The following is a 16,175-nucleotide window of genomic DNA, read 5'->3' on the forward strand; positions in this document are numbered from 1 at the left end:
CAGGTCTGAGTGCTGTTATCGCAGCCCTTGCGGCGGCCGCGATGAGCGCATCGTCTCGTTCTGCGTCGGCTGAGCTCTTGCTTGAGAGCACGGTCAGCACGATAGGAGAGCCGGTGTCGGGCCAGAGGATGGCGATGTCGTTGCGTGTTCCGTACCCGCCGGATCCGGTCTTGTCGCCGACCACCCATCCGTCGGGGGCGCCCGCTCGGATGAGGTTGTCGCCGGTGGTGTTGCCGATGAGGAGCTCAGTGAAGAAATCTCTCCGCTCCGGTGTGAGAGTGCTTCCGAACGCGATCTCCGTCAGGCTTGCCGCCAAGGCGTGTGGCGTACTGGTGTCTCGCATGTCGCCGGGCGTGGCCTCGTTGAGCTCCGGTTCCACCCGCTCCGGGTGGGTGGTGGTGTCGCCGATGCTCTCGAGATAGTCGCTCAGCCCGCTGGGCCCGCCAAGGCGGTCGAACATCAGATTGGCAGCGGTATTGTCGCTGTACTGGATCGCGGCCGCGATGACCTCTCGCAAAGGCATGCCCGTGTCGATGTGCTGCTCGGTTATCGGCGAGTGCGCCACCAGCTGGTTTGCGGTGTAGGTGACGATCTCGCTCAACTCGGACTCGCTCGCCTGCGCGAGGATTGCACCACCGAGAAGCGCCTTGGATGTCGACGCATAGGCGAACCGTTCGTCCGGGCGGTAGGCGACGGCCTCACCGGTGCCGGTGTCCATTGCGTAGACACCCAGTCGCGCGTCGAAATCGCGCTCGAGTCGCATGAAGTGGTCGTCGGCGACGGCTTGCGGCGTGGGGGTGGATGCCACAGTTGGCGTCGATGAGGACGATGGGTGGGACGTGCCCGTCGCGCCACATCCACTTATCATCGCGATAGCGACTGCCGCACTGGCGACAGCGGACACCGCCCGTCGTTGTGGCCGCATGGCGCCTTTCTGCACTTTGTTGTCTCGCGGACCAGATCGGAACACCCGCCGCATGACTCGCAGCGTGCCTGCCATGCCTAGCCGCCACGCGCAGGAGGGCGCCGAGCGAGAGACTGTGCCGCGGTATCGGGCGAATACTCCAGGGCGCGGATTGCTAGCGCTACCGCGTTCCGGGCGCTTGCACTCACGGAAGGATGATCGTTGATCACCCGCGAGACCGTCGCGCGAGACACCCCCGCCACCGCGGCTACATCATCGATGGTGGGCGCCTTCCGTGCGGCGCGCTCCTGGGCAGGGACGTGTTCTCGGGCCATCGGGGATGATCCTCCAGCGAGACTGACGGGCAACGCTGCCGATACTAACGATCGTGCTCATCGCTGTCACCCCCGGATTTACATGATCCGCAATCGTGGGATCGCCCACGAATTCCAGGCTTGGTGGGCGCCAGCGTCGTTCGGCGATCTGTTCCGGTCGCTGTCGATGTTCGACCCCGACTTCGCGCGCGCCTTCGTCGACGGAAGGATCTACGGCGAGTTCTCCCATGCGGAGGCGCTGAGCAGGATCTGCGTGCCGATCCTGCTCATGCACGCCCGCTGGATGCGCCTGGACGCGTACGGCCTGGTCGGGGCGATGGACGACGACGACGTGCGCAGGGCCACCGAACTCGCGCCGCAGACGCAGGTGTGGCACTCGGACGCCAACCACGTCATCCTTCGCTACCCGCCCCCCGATAACGCTGGATGCAGAGGCGGAGGGAATTCTCAGTTGAGGTCTTCGGTCTCGGCGCGCTCTCCAGCGACGATGTCCGTGAAGATCTGACCGAGTCCCTCCGCGCGCGTGACGATCATGTCGCCGGGCTGCAGGTACGCACCCGCCTCGTGCGCGTCGCGGACGTAGACCTTCAGGGCGGAGTCGACGATGGAGTCGGCGTTGGTGCCGAAGCTGGCGACGTATTCCATGAACCCGAGGACCCGCTGGCGCGTGTCGGGGGCGCGATAGATCACGCCCTCCGGCGTCCCGCTCTGAATGATGGTGCCCCGGCTGATCACGCCGGGCGCCGCGGTGAGCGGAGTCTGCACACCGTCGCTGTCCCACGTGCGGTCACCGATGGCGAGGGTCTGCTCGATCAGCGTGACCGGGTCCCACACCATGTCGACGGGGTGGGCGCGCTGGCGCAGGTCGCCGTTGACGAACAGGTCGAGTTCGAGCTCCCGGTAGTAGGTCTGCCAGTCCGCGGGGATCACGAACAGGTCGCCCGTGCTGAAGAAGCCGGGCTGGCTCTTCGCGTTGGTGAAGCCGGCCGCGTCGGTCAGGTTGTCAGGCTCGATCTGGCTGACGAGAAGCTCGCGGTCGGTCCAGTCGTTGGTGAGTAGAAGGCCCATGTACTCGGGGATGCCGGTCTCTGCCGTGATGTCGTTCATCGCCACGAGGCCGAGTTCGACCTCATAGTCGAGCAGTCCCCCGACGCCGGCGGCCAGCGGCTCGTTCGAATCGGTGATCGCACCCATCTTCGGGAAGAGGTACGGCTCGTGGATGGTCGTCTCCTCCTGGTGCTCGACGTAGTTCGTTCCGGTGCCGACATGGTGCTTGTGCGTCTCGATGGCCGTGAGTACCGCTGAGGCCGCCACGGTCATCGTGGGCTGCGACGCGTCGGTCGCGATGCCGTGGAGCGTGTCGTATCCGAGAGCGTTGAAGGCTGTGATCGGGTCGGTGTGCGCGGCGCCCGTCGCGCCGGTGACGACGATCCCGGTGATCTCGCCGCCGGAGTAGTCGGTGACGGCGAGGACGGCGGGGCCGGTGGCCGTGGCCACACGCGCGAAGGTCAGCGCGATCGCCGGGTCGGCGAGCATGACTTCCTCGGTCGCGCCCGGCTCGATGGTCTCGGAGTAGACGAGAGGGAACTCCGGTGGGATCCAGCGGAGCACGCCATAGGAACCGAGGCCCCCGAGGACGAGCCCGGCCGTGGCAATGCCGGCGATCAGGAGGTCTTTGCGGTGGCGACGCCCAAACGAGCCGGGGTTGCCTGTCCCGCTCACGGGAATGTCGTTCGTCGTCGTACTGGTCATCGTGCTCTCCCTCGGGTCGTAGCCGCTGCGTGCGACGGTGTCCCGAAGGTAGGACCTGGATGCCGGATGGGTCTTCACCCGGTGGATGATCTCTCCCCGTACGCGTGTAGGGGTATTCGGCGATCCTCAGCCGGGCGCACCGGGCCTTACGAGCCCGGTGTCGTAGGCGAGCATCACGGCGTGGATACGATCGCGCAGGTGCAGCTTGGACAGGATGCGGCTGACGTGGCTTTTCGCGGTCTGCTCCGCCATGAACAGCTCCTTGCCGATCTCGGAGTTCGACCGCCCGGTGGCGATCAGCAGGAACACCTCGCGCTCCCGGTCGGTGAGACTGTTGAAGACGGTCGTGGACTGTAGCCCGGTCGGTTTGCTCGCGACGAAGTCCCCAATGAGTCGGCGCGTCACGCGCGGGGAGAGGAGGGAATCGCCTCTGGCGACGATGTGCACCGCGGATGCAAGCTCCTGGGCGTCGGCGTCTTTCAACAGGAAGCCGCTCGCGCCGGCCTCCAGCGCGGCGTAGACATACTCGTCGATGTCGAACGTCGTGAGCATGACCACGCGCGGAATGTTCGCGGGCCCCGCAGGGCGCGTCAACTGACGGGTTGCGTCGATTCCATTCATCTTCGGCATGCGCACGTCCATGAGCACGACGTCGGGATGAAGCACGCGGTTCCGCGCGAGCGCTTCCTCGCCGTCGCTGGCCTCGCCCACGACGGCGATGCCGTCCGCCGCGCCGAGGATGGCGGACATCCCCGCCCGGTACATCGGCTGGTCATCCACGATGAGCACTCGGACGGTCATGGCGCCTCCAGTCGGCTTTCGATCGCGGCGGGCAGGGCGGCATCCACCAGGTAGCCGCCGTCAGGCGTAGGCCCGGTCGACAGGTGTCCTCCTAAGAGGCTCACGCGTTCTCGCATTCCGCGCAATCCCTCGCCGCCACGGTCGACGATCGGCCCTCCTGGCGCCGCGCCGGTCGCGTGGCCGGATCTGGCGTTGCGCACCACGATGAGCACCGATTCCTCGTCGACGCTCACTCTCACCGTCGTCGGAGCGCCCGCAGCATGTCGCACGATATTGCTGAGGGCTTCTTGAACGATGCGGTATGCGGTCAGCTGCACGAGGGAGCTGCTTGAATAAGCGCGGGGATCGATGACGAGCTCGACATCGGTTCCGGCGCGCGACGCAGACTGCGTGAGCTCCGACAACTCGGTGAGCTGGGGTTGCGGCAGCAGATCAGCATCGTCGTCGCCTGAGCGGAGAGCGCCCAGCAGCTGCCTCATCTCGGACAACGCAGCGCGCGCGGAGCGGGCGATGTCGGAGAACTCCTCCTCGATGGCAGCCGGCGCGGCGTCGCGGAGGCGGAAGGGTGCGGAGATCGCCTGCATATGGATGATCGACATGCTGTGGGCGACGACGTCGTGCAGTTCGCGCGCGATGCGCGCGCGTTCCTCGACATACAGGCGCTGCGCTTGCTCGAGTTCGATATCCCGGCGCGCTCTGGCGAGATCGCTGCGAATGCGTGCCCTCTGGCCAACTGCGATCGCCGCAGCCAGGACGGTGACCGTATAGCTGCTGTAGATGATGAGATTGGCACCCCACTGATCGGGTGAGGCGTACTGCGTGGGGGAGGCGGCGATCACCGCGACGAGCACGACGATGCTCACCCACCACACGGTCAGCGACACGATCCAACGTTCGCGGATGCCGACAAGAAGGATCAGGGCGCCCAACGAGATCAGTCCGGTGACGGGTAGCGGCCACGGCTGTTCGGGAACGCCGCGCGTCGCAAGGGCGAGCGCGACGATGGCGGCCAGCTGCGCCGCGGTTCCGACGAGCGGCCGGAAGATTGTGAGGATCAACGAGCCGGACTGAGCGGTGCAGATGGCGAAGGCCGCCAGAAGGGGAACGTCGTAGACCGCGGTCGTCACCGGAACCGCAGCGGTGAACAGCGCCGCGCAGAATGCGGCGACTGTGCACCAGGCCCAGAACGGCAGTTCCACATTCGATCGATGGCCGACGGCTCTCGTGTTCGTCGCGCTTGTCACGATCGCCCTCTCCGGCCGGGCTGAGCGGCCTTCGTCAGTACGCTACGGCTGATCTCGTACCACGTCATCACCCGATCGTGGGTGCCGGTCCCATACCGCCGTATGGCCAGGCACTGATCACGGACCTACCGCGCGAACCGGCTGAAGCGGGACACCGGGGCGGCGCTGGCGCCGACTGGCTCGAACCCAGACATCCCGGCACCAACGACCCATGCCGACCGCAAGCGCGATGACGGCGTAGACGAGGACGAGGAACCCTGCGGCGAGGTGGAACAGCGCGAGGGCGAGGACTGCCAGCATGAGCCGGGGAATGGAGAGGAGGATTTGCATTTCTATGGCCTTTCGGGATTCGTTGCGAGCCACTCACGGCCAGAACCGCAGGCGGAATGGTGGATCAGTGGAGGAAGGTCTCAGCGGCGATGATGCCGGCGCCGAAGCCCGCGGTCGTCACCGCCGCGAACAGCGAACGCCGCAGCGAACCACGTCGGTTCCGCAGTGACAGGAAGCCGACGACGGCGAGGGTGACAAGGCCGATGGTGAGGCTCGCGGCGTATGCCATCGGCGAGGGCAGCACCCCGGTCACTGCCAGTATCAGGGGGACGGCGGGAGCGATGCACGCCTCAAGAAGCGGAGTGTGACGCTTCATCTCATGCCACACCAGCGTGATGCCGGTCGGCACGGTGGCCTGGGGGGTGTGCTGGTCGGCGAGGACTGCCGAGTAGACGTGTGCGCACCAGAAGAGGAGGACGGCGCCTGCGGAGTAGATGAGCATCTGCCACGCGGGGTAATCAGCGACGAACGTCGCGCCCACGACCGCTACGAACAGCACAAGGCCGTGGACGGCGTAAGCGAGAGCCTCCGGGCCGATGGCCCGAGCCGCCCGCAGAGGGCTCAGGAGCCGTGTCGACGCATCGAGGCGTATCGATGCTGGCGTGTCGGTCATGATTGTCATCCTTTGAGTCCGTTGCGGTCGTTGCCCTGCGTGATCTCGAGAAGATAGGGCCACGCGCGCGCAGTGCACGTCCCCCCTCGGTACTGACGAGGGGCATACTGCGGACCACGCTGATCGACCCCACGGGTGGAGGCGCGGGTGCGGTGCGGATGCTTAGTGTCCTGACACGGCCGGATGAGCCGGTCGAAGAAAGAAGGGAACACTCTCATGAGCGAGAACAGTCACAACCAGTACGAGGAGTTCGAAGTCGAGGCCGAGGATGCGGTCCGCCGCGTCCGCGAGATCGTCCGCGAGGGCAACGTCAGCCGCCTCTTCGTCAAGCGCGACACCGGGGAGACCATCCTCGAAGTGCCGCTCACGGCCGGTGTCGCTGTGGCCACGGTCGGCCTCTTCCTGGCTCCGGTCCTCGTGGCCATCGGTGCGGTCACTGCCCTCGTGACCCGCGTCACGATCGGTGTCGAGCGTCGAGTCCCCACGGAGACCGTGGCTTGACGCGCCAGCACGGATACGAAAAGAAGCCCGGACCCACAAGGGATCCGGGCTTCTTTGTCCTCGTTCCAGTCCCTCCGGCGACCGCGATGACGGACCGGGCTCCGGCCCGGAAGGCCGCGAACCGAACGCTAGACCGAGCCACGCCGCCTGCGACCGGACTCAGATCCTTCGCGAGACCAGGGTTGAGGTCGTACAAGTTGCCTTGTCACCCGGCGTCAGGTCTGAGTGCTGTTATCGCAGCCCTTGCGGCGGCCGCGATGAGCGCATCGTCTCGTTCTGCGTCGGCTGAGCTCTTGCTTGAGAGCACGGTCAGCACGATAGGAGAGCCGGTGTCGGGCCAGAGGATGGCGATGTCGTTGCGTGTTCCGTACCCGCCGGATCCGGTCTTGTCGCCGACCACCCATCCGTCGGGGGCGCCCGCTCGGATGAGGTTGTCGCCGGTGGTGTTGCCGATGAGGAGCTCAGTGAAGAAATCTCTCCGCTCCGGTGTGAGAGTGCTTCCGAACGCGATCTCCGTCAGGCTTGCCGCCAAGGCGTGTGGCGTACTGGTGTCTCGCATGTCGCCGGGCGTGGCCTCGTTGAGCTCCGGTTCCACCCGCTCCGGGTGGGTGGTGGTGTCGCCGATGCTCTCGAGATAGTCGCTCAGCCCGCTGGGCCCGCCAAGGCGGTCGAACATCAGATTGGCAGCGGTATTGTCGCTGTACTGGATCGCGGCCGCGATGACCTCTCGCAAAGGCATGCCCGTGTCGATGTGCTGCTCGGTTATCGGCGAGTGCGCCACCAGCTGGTTTGCGGTGTAGGTGACGATCTCGCTCAACTCGGACTCGCTCGCCTGCGCGAGGATTGCACCACCGAGAAGCGCCTTGGATGTCGACGCATAGGCGAACCGTTCGTCCGGGCGGTAGGCGACGGCCTCACCGGTGCCGGTGTCCATTGCGTAGACACCCAGTCGCGCGTCGAAATCGCGCTCGAGTCGCATGAAGTGGTCGTCGGCGACGGCTTGCGGCGTGGGGCTGGATGCCACAGTTGGCGTCGATGAGGACGATGGGTGGGACGTGCCCGTCGCGCCACATCCACTTATCACCGCGATAACGACTGCCGCACTGGCGACAACGGACACCGCCCGTCGTTGCGGCCTCACGCCCGCTTTCTCCCGCACTCTGTCGTCTCGTGGGTGCATTGGGAGCCTTCTCCGCCGGATTTACGTCGTCCGTACGCGAACGGGATTCCATGAGACACCTATGGCCCGCGTTCCCGGTGTTTACAGGGATCTCGGGCCATCACGTGGCGGAGACGGAGGGATTTGAACCCTCGGTCCCCATAAGGGGACTCCACCTTAGCAGGGTGGTGCACTAGGCCGGACTATGCGACGTCTCCAGGCATCCGACCGCAAAACGGCGGGTGCGCTCAGCCATCATAACCTGGTCGCGGACCCGCGAACGAACGCGGTCACCCGCCGACGTTACCCACGGAGCACGTCTCCTGCGCAGCGGTCGACCCGGTGATCGATCGCGGCAGCAGCACGGTGCCCTCCGGGACCACCGGCGCTTCCGCCACGGGGGTCTGCCCGGCGGGGGTCTCGGCCCCGGCCGACGGCTCGGCGCCGGGCGGCTCCACGACGACCACGGCGTCGTTCATGCCTGCTTCACCGCTGAGCTGCAGCGGCTGGTTCGCCAGGATCGCCTCCCACATCTGCTCGGCCGCGTTGTAGTCGGGAACCACCTTGTCGACGTCGGCAGGGTCGCCGTACGTGGGGTACTGCAGGAAGGTGATGTCGTCGAACGGCACGTCCTTCGCGGCCAGCGCGATCTGCACCAGTCGCAGCGGGTTGGTCAGCGAATCGCTCGGCGTCACGTTCTTCACCGCGGTGCCGGCGAGTGCGCCGAGAGTGCCGTAGTCGCTGAGCACCTCGTCGCTGACCAACTTGCGCACCAGACGCGACATGTACTGCTGCTGGTTGCTGATGCGGGCGAGATCCGAGCCGTCGCCGACGCCGTGCCGGGTGCGAAGGAACTGCAGCGCGTCGTAGCCCGAGACGGTGCGCGTGCCCTCCGGCCAGTCGATGCCGGTGTGACGATCGCGGATGCCGCCGGCGATGCACACCTCGACCCCGCCGATCGCGTCGGTGATGTTGATGACGTTGCCGAAGCTCACCTTCGCGGCATACGGCACGCTCATCCCGCTCAGCTTCGACAGCGTGCTCACGACGCACCCGAGGCCGCCGTACGAATATGCCGAGTTCAGCGGCTGCTTGCTCATCGCCGACGTCTGCGAGCCGTCCTCCTGCGTGCACGACGGGATCGGCACCATCAGGTCTCGGGGGAATGACACCACCGTCACCCGGCGCGGGGCATCGGAGATGTGTATGAGCAGGTTCACGTCGTTGAGCTGCCCGCTGGCATCGGGCCCTTTGCAGCGGCCGCCGAACGAGCCGGCAATCTCGTCCTCGCACTCGTCGGTGCCGGCGACGACCATCGTGATCGGCCCCTCGAGGGCTCCGAGGCTCGGGGGCTCGGCGGGGGCATCCTCGAGCACGACGGCGTTCTCGGCGAAGTCCGACACCAGCCCCACGGTGGCGTAGCCGGCGACACTGACCCCCGAGACCAGCACGACGGCGACGATGACTCCGAAGACGGTCAGCAATTGCAGCAGCGGATTCGGTGAACGCAATACCCCATGTCGGGCGACGGGAAGCCGTCGCCCCTTGGCTGGGGCATTGCGTGGAGTCATTGGCTCACATTCCCGTTCGTACAGGTCTCCTGCGCGGCCGTCTGTCCCGCGATGGACGAAGGAAGGGTAACACCCGGCGCAGGCGTCTCCGACGGCGCGGCGGTCTCGCCCGGTGCCGGGGCCGCCTCGGTGGGCGCGGGCGCTGCGGGCGTTTCCGGCTCCACGACGACCACGCCCTCGCCCTGACTGGTCTCACCGCTGATGATCAGCGGCTGGTTGGCTTCGAGCGCCGCCCACAGCTGATCGGCGGCGTCGTAGTCGGGTACGACCTTGTTCGGGTCGTCGGGGTCTTCCAGTACGGGGTACTGCAGGAACACGATCTCTTCGAACGGCACGTTCTTGACCGCCAGCGCGATCTGCATGAGCGTGACCGGGTTGGTGAGGGTCTTGCTCGGGGTCACGTTCTCCACGGCGGTGGATGCCAGTGAGTACAGCGTGGCCGGGTTGGAGAGCACTTCGTCGCTGACGAGCTTGCGCGCCAGCCGCGACATGTACTGCTGCTGGTTGGAGATGCGGCCGAGGTCTCCGCCGTTGCCGACGCCGTACCGGGTGCGCAGGAACTGCAGCGCTTCCACGCCCGCGATGGTGCGGTTGCCCGCCTCCCAGTCGATTCCGGTGTGCGGGTCCTTGATGCCGTTCTCGATGCACACCTCGACCCCGCCGATGGCGTTGGTGATCTCGATCACGCCACCCCAGGTGATCTTCGCAGCGAACGGGATCTCCTGCCCGGAGAGCTCCGAGATCGTCGAGACGACGCAGGCCAGGCCTGCTTCACCCCCGTTGGAATAGGCCGAGTTCAGCGGCTGCTTGCGCATCGCCGGGGTCTCGTTGCCACCGGGGTCGGTGCACGCGGGGATCGGGACCATCAGGTCACGCGGGAACGACACCACCGTCACACGGCGCGGGTTGTCCGAGATGTGCACGAGCATGTTGACGTCGTTCAGCTCGCCCGTCGCGTCGCTGCCGGTGCAACGGTCGCCGAAGTAGGCGGCGTACTCGGGCTCGCAGGCATCCGTGCCGGCGAGGAACAGGTTGACGCCGCCTTCGATCTCGCCGATGTCGGGCGGGACTGCCTCTTGGCCCTTGAGGTCCACTGAGCCGTCGGCAAAGCTGGATGCCAGGTTGAACGCGGCGTATGCCGCCACGCTCACCCCGGACACCAGCACCACGGCCAAGCCGATCGCGAGGAACTTCATCAGCTGGGCCCAGGGGCCGGGCGTGCGCTGCGTGCCGTGCCGTGCGAGCGGACGCCGACCGGCGCGGTCGGCACCTGTCGGCGCGCCGCTGCGGTCGGGGGTGGCGCTCACACGGGTCCTCTCGGGTGGGGCAGACCATGCCCGTCACACCCGAGTGGCGTGGCGGAGGGTGTGGGATTCGAACCCACGGGACATTGCTGCCCACTGGTTTTCAAGACCAGGTCCATCGGCCGCTCGGACAACCCTCCCGGCGAATGCCCTGCGGCATCCGTCGAACAGGCCCCGAGTCTAGTCGACGGCACCGTCTCCCATTCTCCCGGGGGCGGCTGTACAGGCGCTGAATGACCCGCGGAGGCCGATCCGCGCGTGCCGTCAGAGCTGACGCAGCACGTCGGCGACGCCGCCGGCTTCGACCGAAGTCGTCGTCTCGCCGGCCACGGCGCGCACCTCTGCCACACCCTGCGCCATCGCCACGGCGCGCCCGCCGTGCTCGCGCGCCCAGCGGAACATGCCGATGTCGTTGCGACCGTCGCCGATGACCAGCACGTGCGCGGGGTCCACGTCGAGCCAGCCGCAGACCAGCTCGAGCGCCGATGATTTGTCCACGCCGCGCGGGGCGATGTCCAGCCAAGCCGTCCAGCCCACCGCGTACGACACCTCGTTCAGGCCGATGCGGGCGACGAGATCCACGAAGTCCTGTTCGGTCTCGTCGGGCGAGACCACCACGACGCGGCAGGCCGGCTGCGCGGCGAGCTGGGCGAACGGCACCCGCTTGGCGCCCTGCAGGTTCCAGTCGTCGAGTTCCTCGGTGTAGAGCCGGCTGCCGTCGGGAAGCTCGACCATGTACTTCGCGTGCGGCAGGTGCTCGCGCAGCAGGGTGAGCACTTCGGTGGGGTCGAACGTCTCGGTGTGGAACCGCTCGTAACGCACCTCGTCGCCCTCGACGCGCTTCATCACGACGGCGCCGTTGGAGCAGACGACGTATTCGGGTGCGATCTCCAGCACGCGCATGATGCCGCGGGTGCTCTCCCAGCTGCGCCCGGTGGCGAGCATGACCTCGTGACCGGCGCGGTGGGCGTGCTCCACCGCTTCGATGACGCCCGGGCTCAGCGACTCGTCCTCGAGCAGGATCGTGCCGTCGATGTCGAGCACGATGAGCAGCTGTTCGGTGGCGACGAGCGGGTTCTCGGCATCCTCCGCGATCTCTTCGACGAGTTCGGCGGCCTGGGCGGGTTCGGTGACCTCGACGCTGCCGGTTTCAGGAAGGTGGGCGGGTTTCATGCGACCGGCTCCAGCACTTCCAAGCCGCCGAGGAACGGGCGCAGAACCTCGGGCACCGTCACCGAGCCGTCGGCGCGCTGGTGCGTCTCCAGCAGCGCGACGATCCAGCGGGTGGTGGCCAGCGTGCCGTTGAGGGTGGCCACCGGCGCCGTCTTGCCGCCATCGGGCCGGTAGCGGATGTCCAGGCGCCTGGCCTGGTAGGTGGTGCAGTTGCTCGTGCTGGTCAGCTCGCGGTAGGCGCCCTGCGTGGGAACCCACGCCTCGATGTCGTACTTGCGGGCCGCGGAGGACCCGAGGTCGCCGGCAGCGACGTCGATGACGCGGTAGCTGAGACCGAGGTCCTGCAGCAGCTGCTCCTGCAGCGCGACGAGACGCTCGTGCTCGCTCTCGGCATCCTCGGGGGTCGTGTAGACGAACATCTCCAGCTTGTTGAACTGGTGCACGCGGATGATGCCGCGGGTGTCTTTGCCGTAGGAGCCGGCTTCGCTGCGATAGCAGGTGGACCAGCCGGCGTACCGCAGCGGGCCGCGCGGGAAATCGAGGATCTCGTCCATGTGGTAGCCGGCGAGCGGCACTTCGCTCGTGCCGACGAGGTAGAGGTCCTCGTCGGCGAGGTGGTAGACCTCGTCGGCGTGCTGGCCGAGAAAACCGGTGCCGCGCATGACCTCGGGACGCACCAGCGTCGGCGGGATGATCGGGGTGAACCCCGCCTGCAGTGCCCGGTCGAGACCGAGGTTCATCAGGGCGATCTCCAGACGAGCCCCGATGCCGGTGAGGAAGTAGAAACGCGAACCCGACACCTTGGTGCCGCGTTCCATGTCGATCGCGCCCAGCTTCTCGCCGAGGGCGAGGTGATCGCGGGGCTCGAAGTCGAAGGTGAGCGGCTCGCCGTGGGTGCGCAGCGTCACGAAGTCGTCCTCGCCGCCGGCGGGCACGCCGTCGATGACGATGTTCTCGATCTTCGCGAACGCCGACTCTGCGGCCGCCTCGGCTTCGGTCACGGCGTGCTGGGCGCGCTTGACGCGTTCGCTCAGTTCCTTGGCCTCGGCGACCAGTGCCGCCTTCTCCTCCTTCGGGGCCTGTGCGACCCGCTTGCCGTGGGAGTTCTGCGCCGCGCGCAACTCCTCGAACGCGGTGATCGCGGCGCGGCGGGCACGGTCGGCGGTCACGGCCTCATCGACGGTATCGGGCGACTGGCCGCGGGCCTGCTGCGAGCGCTTGACGAGGTCTGGCTGGTCGCGGAGGAGAGCGGGATCGATCACCGGTCAATCCTCGCACAGGCCCCGCGCTCCAACCCGGGGCTATCGTGTGTCCATGACCACGCCTGCCGCTCCCCGCGCCGCGCTGGTCTACAACCCGATCAAGGTCGACGTCGCCGCGCTGAGCGCGAGCGTGGCGCGCCTGTCGGCCGACGCGGGGTGGGAGCCGCCCCTGCTGTTCGCCACCACCGTCGACGACCTGGGCGACGCCGCCACCGGTGAGGCCCTCACGCAGGGCGTGACCGCGGTGCTGGTGGCCGGCGGCGACGGCACAGTGCGCGCCGTCGCCGGAGCGCTCAGCGACACCGGCATCCCCCTCACGATCGTCCCCAGCGGCACCGGCAACCTGCTGGCACGCAACCTGCGGCTGCCCCTGAGCGACGCGGAGACGATGATCCGCGCGACGTTCACCGGCCAGACGCAGGCCATCGACATCGGCTTCGCGCAGCTGCGCCGTCCCGACGGCCGGGTCGACGAGCATCCGTTCGTCGTCATGGGCGGCATGGGGCTGGATGCCGCGATGATCGCCAACACCAACCCGCAGCTGAAGAAGACGGTCGGGTGGGTCGCCTATGTGGGAGGTGCGGCGCGGTCGCTGGTCGGCGCGAAACCGTTCCGCGTGGTCTACCAGGTGGAACGGCACCGCATGCACTCGGCGCGCGTGCACAGCGTGCTGTTCGCCAACTGCGGGTCGCTGCCGGCGGGGCTGGAGCTGATCCCCGAGGCATCGGTCACCGACGGTGAACTGGACGTCGTCGTCTTCCAGCCCGACGGCCCATTCGGGTGGCTGTTCGTGTGGCGCCGCGTCGCCTGGGACAACAGCGTGCTGCGCCGGTTCCGCGCCGGCCGGAGCGTGCTGGCGCTGCGCACCGAGGATGCCGCGGTGCGCTACGCCCGGGGACCCGCGCTGGACCTCGCGCCCGCGGGCGCGCAGCCGGTGCAGCTCGATGGCGACGAGTTCGGCGTTGCGGTGCACGTGCACACCCACGTCGCGGCGGGTGCGCTGCTGGTGGCGGTGCCTGTCGGCCATCCGGCGCAGCAGGCCGGCGTCCCGGCGCAGCAGGCCGGCGTCCCGGCGCAGCAGGCCGGCGTCCCGGCGCAGCGGGCCGGCGCCACGGCACTGCGCCACGCCGCGGAATAGCCGTCGCCGACGCGCGGTTGTCTCGGAGGATGTCCTCCTCGCCGCGCCCCGCCCTGTCCGTCCTCGACCTCGTGCCGGTGCGCACGGGCCAGACCAGCGCTCAGGCGGTCGCCGCGTCGCTCGCGCTGGCCGTGCGCGCCGACGCCCTCGGCTACCGGCGGTACTGGTTCGCCGAGCACCACAACATGGCTTCGGTCGGCTCGACCACTCCCCCGGTGCTCATCGCCGCCGCCGCCGCGCGTACCTCGCGCATCCGTGTGGGCTCCGGCGGAGTCATGCTGCCCAACCACGCCCCGCTGGTGGTGGCCGAGCAGTTCGCCGCCCTGGAGGCGCTCACCCCCGGCCGCATCGACCTCGGCATCGGCCGCGCCCCCGGCAGCGACCCGGTGATCACGCAGCTGCTGCGGATGTCTGGCACCTCCAGCGACGTCGACCGGTTCCCGCAGCACGTGCAGGACATCCTCGCGCTGGTCTCGCCCGAGGGCGCATCGCTGCAGTTCACCTCGGGCGGCACCTACGACGTGCACGCGACACCGGCGGCCACCACGACGCCAGAGGTGTGGCTGCTGGGGTCGAGCGACTACTCCGCGCAGCTGGCGGCATCCCTCGGGCTGCCGTACGTGTTCGCGAACCACTTCGCCGGCGACGGGCTCGAGCGCGCCCTGGGGCTGTACCGCGGCCAGTACCGGCCGAGCCAGGCCCACCCGCAACCGGTGACGTTCCTCACCGCGAACGTCGTCGCCGCCGACACCGCCGAGGAGGCCGACGCCCGGGCACTCCCGCAGCTGCGGGCGATGGCCCGGCTGCGGCTGAACCGGCCGATGGCCGCGATGGAGACGGTCGAGGATGCCGAGGCGGCGGGTGTGGACGAGGCGATGACGCCCATCATCGCCGCGATGGCGCAGCACTGGATCATCGGCACCGGCGACCAGGCGGCATCCGAGCTTCGGGCGCTCGCCGACACGCACGGCGTCGAGGAGATCATGGTGTCGCCGGTTGCCGCCGCCCGCACGTCGGATCCGCTGGACGGCGCCGACGGCCGTGCCCGCACGCTCGAGTTGCTGGCCGGCGCGCTGGGCTGAGCCCGGCGGCGCCTCCGGCGCGGACCGCGGTCAGGCGTCGGGTTCGCCGGAGAGCAGACCGCGCAGCCAGTCGCGCGCCTCGACGAACACCTCGTCGGCGTAGCGGTCCGGGTAGTGCACGATCGCGCGGTCGGCGCGCGGGTACGACCCCAGGAAGATCACGCGCGGGCTGAAGCGGCGCAGGCCCAGGAGCGCATCGGCCATCCGCTCGTCGGCGATGTGGCCGTCGGCGTCGATGACGAACCGGTAGCGGCCGAGGGCGTCTCCGATGGGGCGCGACTCGATGAGCGACAGGTTGATGCCGCGCGTGGAGAACTGCTCCAGCAGCTCCAGCAGCGCGCCGGGGCGGTCGTCGGGCAGCTCCGCGATGAGGGACGTCTTGTCGGCCCCGGTCGGGTTCGGCGGCGTGCCGGGGCGGCTGACGAGCACGAAGCGGGTGACGGCGTTCGGGTTGTCGCCGATCGCTTCGGCCAGCAGTTCGAGGTCGTGGTGCTCCAGGATGCCTGGTGGCGCGATCGCGGCATCCGCGTTGCTCGTGCCGTCGAGCATGTCCACGGCGGCGGCGACGTTGCTGGCGGCGGGGAGGTGAGCGTGGGCGGGCACGTGGGCCGCCAGCCACTGCAGGCACTGCGCGTAGGCGACCGGGTGCGCGGCGACGAGGGACACGTCCTCGATCGCGGTGCCAGGGCGGGCGACGAGGACGAAGTTCACCGGCACGAGGTATTCGCCCACGATCCGCAGGCCCGGCATGGTGGCCAGGGCGTCCTGCGCAGTGGACACGCCGCCGTCGATCGAGTTCTCGATCGCGATCATCGCGGCATCCGATCGTCCCTCGACGACGTCGGAGAGGGCTTCGGCGACGTTGCGCACCGGATGCCAGACCTGGTCGCGTGCCTCGGGGACCTGCGCGAGCGCCGCCTCGGTGAAGGTGCCGGCCGGACCCAGGAAACTGTAGGTCCGACGGGCGACGGGGGCGGGCTCGTTGGTCACGGTGAGCAAGCCTAGT

At 68.4% G+C, this 16,175-nt stretch carries 17 protein-coding genes and 2 tRNA genes; 4 read left to right on the top strand and 15 right to left on the bottom strand.

Annotation, left to right across the window (positions count from 1 at the left end; translation table 11 throughout):
* Together bla (NQ151_RS08905) and NQ151_RS08910 are read right to left on the bottom strand one after the other, a co-directional pair.
* On the bottom strand, positions 1-808 hold an 808-nt coding region (gene bla, locus NQ151_RS08905), incomplete at its 3' end, for a class A beta-lactamase (protein ID WP_257527856.1).
* A 194-nt stretch (positions 809-1,002) separates the two neighbouring features.
* The gene (locus tag NQ151_RS08910; protein WP_257507663.1) at positions 1,003-1,239 is read right to left on the bottom strand and encodes a LacI family DNA-binding transcriptional regulator; all 237 of its coding nucleotides are present in this window, start codon (positions 1,237-1,239) and stop codon (positions 1,003-1,005) included.
* An 82-nt stretch (positions 1,240-1,321) separates the two neighbouring features.
* On the opposite strand from NQ151_RS08910, the gene NQ151_RS08915 reads away from it, so the two are divergent.
* A complete protein-coding gene (locus NQ151_RS08915; protein ID WP_257527857.1) occupies positions 1,322-1,744 on the top strand; it encodes a hypothetical protein in 423 nt (140 codons plus the stop codon).
* On the opposite strand, the gene NQ151_RS08920 is transcribed toward NQ151_RS08915, so the two are convergent.
* From NQ151_RS08920 to NQ151_RS08940, 5 genes are all read right to left on the bottom strand, one after another.
* On the bottom strand, positions 1,687-2,991 hold the full coding sequence (locus tag NQ151_RS08920; protein ID WP_257527858.1) for a fumarylacetoacetate hydrolase family protein: 1,305 nt from the start codon (positions 2,989-2,991) through the stop codon (positions 1,687-1,689). The genes NQ151_RS08915 and NQ151_RS08920 overlap by 58 nt on opposite strands.
* A 126-nt stretch (positions 2,992-3,117) precedes the next feature.
* Complete coding sequence (locus NQ151_RS08925; RefSeq protein ID WP_257527859.1) at positions 3,118-3,792, bottom strand: response regulator; 675 nt, start codon at positions 3,790-3,792, stop codon at positions 3,118-3,120.
* Positions 3,789-4,991 carry a sensor histidine kinase gene (locus tag NQ151_RS08930; protein WP_257507660.1) on the bottom strand — a complete coding sequence of 401 codons (1,203 nt, stop codon included), beginning with the start codon at positions 4,989-4,991 and terminating at the stop codon, positions 3,789-3,791. Before NQ151_RS08930 ends, NQ151_RS08925 begins: the two co-directional genes overlap by 4 nt.
* A 162-nt stretch (positions 4,992-5,153) precedes the next feature.
* On the bottom strand, positions 5,154-5,366 hold the full coding sequence (locus tag NQ151_RS08935) for a hypothetical protein (protein ID WP_257507659.1): 213 nt from the start codon (positions 5,364-5,366) through the stop codon (positions 5,154-5,156).
* Between the two features lie 64 nt (positions 5,367-5,430).
* On the bottom strand, positions 5,431-5,979 hold the full coding sequence (locus tag NQ151_RS08940; protein ID WP_257507658.1) for a hypothetical protein: 549 nt from the start codon (positions 5,977-5,979) through the stop codon (positions 5,431-5,433).
* 216 nt (positions 5,980-6,195) lie between these two features.
* On the opposite strand from NQ151_RS08940, the gene NQ151_RS08945 reads away from it, so the two are divergent.
* Positions 6,196-6,480: a DUF4342 domain-containing protein gene (locus tag NQ151_RS08945; RefSeq protein WP_257507657.1), complete on the top strand. Its 285-nt coding sequence runs from the start codon at positions 6,196-6,198 to the stop codon at positions 6,478-6,480.
* A 205-nt stretch (positions 6,481-6,685) separates the two neighbouring features.
* Here the strand turns inward: NQ151_RS08945 and bla (NQ151_RS08950) are convergent, their stop codons facing one another.
* The 7 genes from bla (NQ151_RS08950) to serS form a co-directional block, all read right to left on the bottom strand.
* Positions 6,686-7,504, bottom strand: coding sequence for a class A beta-lactamase (bla, locus tag NQ151_RS08950; protein ID WP_257527860.1), 819 nt, complete (start codon positions 7,502-7,504; stop codon positions 6,686-6,688).
* A gap of 261 nt (positions 7,505-7,765) precedes the next feature.
* A tRNA-Ser gene (locus NQ151_RS08955) sits at positions 7,766-7,857 on the bottom strand.
* A 72-nt stretch (positions 7,858-7,929) separates the two neighbouring features.
* A complete protein-coding gene (locus NQ151_RS08960; RefSeq protein ID WP_353477565.1) occupies positions 7,930-9,150 on the bottom strand; it encodes an LCP family protein in 1,221 nt (406 codons plus the stop codon).
* A 56-nt stretch (positions 9,151-9,206) separates the two neighbouring features.
* On the bottom strand, positions 9,207-10,517 hold the full coding sequence (locus NQ151_RS08965; protein WP_257527862.1) for an LCP family protein: 1,311 nt from the start codon (positions 10,515-10,517) through the stop codon (positions 9,207-9,209).
* A gap of 49 nt (positions 10,518-10,566) precedes the next feature.
* Positions 10,567-10,654: transfer RNA gene (locus NQ151_RS08970), tRNA-Ser, on the bottom strand.
* A gap of 124 nt (positions 10,655-10,778) precedes the next feature.
* On the bottom strand, positions 10,779-11,687 hold the full coding sequence (locus NQ151_RS08975; protein WP_257507653.1) for an HAD family hydrolase: 909 nt from the start codon (positions 11,685-11,687) through the stop codon (positions 10,779-10,781).
* The gene (gene serS, locus NQ151_RS08980) at positions 11,684-12,949 is read right to left on the bottom strand and encodes a serine--tRNA ligase (RefSeq protein ID WP_257507652.1); all 1,266 of its coding nucleotides are present in this window, start codon (positions 12,947-12,949) and stop codon (positions 11,684-11,686) included. The genes NQ151_RS08975 and serS overlap by 4 nt, the downstream gene beginning before the upstream one ends.
* A 52-nt stretch (positions 12,950-13,001) precedes the next feature.
* Here serS and NQ151_RS08985 point away from each other — a divergent pair, with 52 nt between their 5' ends.
* Complete coding sequence (locus NQ151_RS08985) at positions 13,002-14,087, top strand: diacylglycerol/lipid kinase family protein (RefSeq protein ID WP_257527863.1); 1,086 nt, start codon at positions 13,002-13,004, stop codon at positions 14,085-14,087.
* A gap of 29 nt (positions 14,088-14,116) precedes the next feature.
* Positions 14,117-15,169, top strand: coding sequence for an LLM class flavin-dependent oxidoreductase (locus tag NQ151_RS08990; protein ID WP_257527864.1), 1,053 nt, complete (start codon positions 14,117-14,119; stop codon positions 15,167-15,169).
* Between the two features lie 30 nt (positions 15,170-15,199).
* Here NQ151_RS08990 and pheA read toward each other — a convergent pair whose 3' ends face one another.
* Positions 15,200-16,159 carry a prephenate dehydratase gene (pheA, locus tag NQ151_RS08995; RefSeq protein ID WP_257507649.1) on the bottom strand — a complete coding sequence of 320 codons (960 nt, stop codon included), beginning with the start codon at positions 16,157-16,159 and terminating at the stop codon, positions 15,200-15,202.
* Positions 16,160-16,175: the final 16 nt, after the last annotated feature.

It is taken from the genome of Microbacterium sp. zg-YB36, assembly GCF_024623575.2.
Taxonomy (GTDB): domain Bacteria; phylum Actinomycetota; class Actinomycetes; order Actinomycetales; family Microbacteriaceae; genus Microbacterium.

Coding starts and splice junctions, on each gene's coding strand:
- NQ151_RS08910 (WP_257507663.1), bottom strand. CDS start 1,239: ATGGCCCGAGAACACGTCCCTGCCCAGGAGCGCGCCGCACGGAAGGCG.
- NQ151_RS08915 (WP_257527857.1), top strand. CDS start 1,322: ATGATCCGCAATCGTGGGATCGCCCACGAATTCCAGGCTTGGTGGGCG.
- NQ151_RS08920 (WP_257527858.1), bottom strand. CDS start 2,991: ATGACCAGTACGACGACGAACGACATTCCCGTGAGCGGGACAGGCAAC.
- NQ151_RS08925 (WP_257527859.1), bottom strand. CDS start 3,792: ATGACCGTCCGAGTGCTCATCGTGGATGACCAGCCGATGTACCGGGCG.
- NQ151_RS08935 (WP_257507659.1), bottom strand. CDS start 5,366: ATGCAAATCCTCCTCTCCATTCCCCGGCTCATGCTGGCAGTCCTCGCC.
- NQ151_RS08940 (WP_257507658.1), bottom strand. CDS start 5,979: ATGACCGACACGCCAGCATCGATACGCCTCGATGCGTCGACACGGCTC.
- NQ151_RS08945 (WP_257507657.1), top strand. CDS start 6,196: ATGAGCGAGAACAGTCACAACCAGTACGAGGAGTTCGAAGTCGAGGCC.
- NQ151_RS08975 (WP_257507653.1), bottom strand. CDS start 11,687: ATGAAACCCGCCCACCTTCCTGAAACCGGCAGCGTCGAGGTCACCGAA.
- NQ151_RS08985 (WP_257527863.1), top strand. CDS start 13,002: ATGACCACGCCTGCCGCTCCCCGCGCCGCGCTGGTCTACAACCCGATC.
- NQ151_RS08990 (WP_257527864.1), top strand. CDS start 14,117: ATGTCCTCCTCGCCGCGCCCCGCCCTGTCCGTCCTCGACCTCGTGCCG.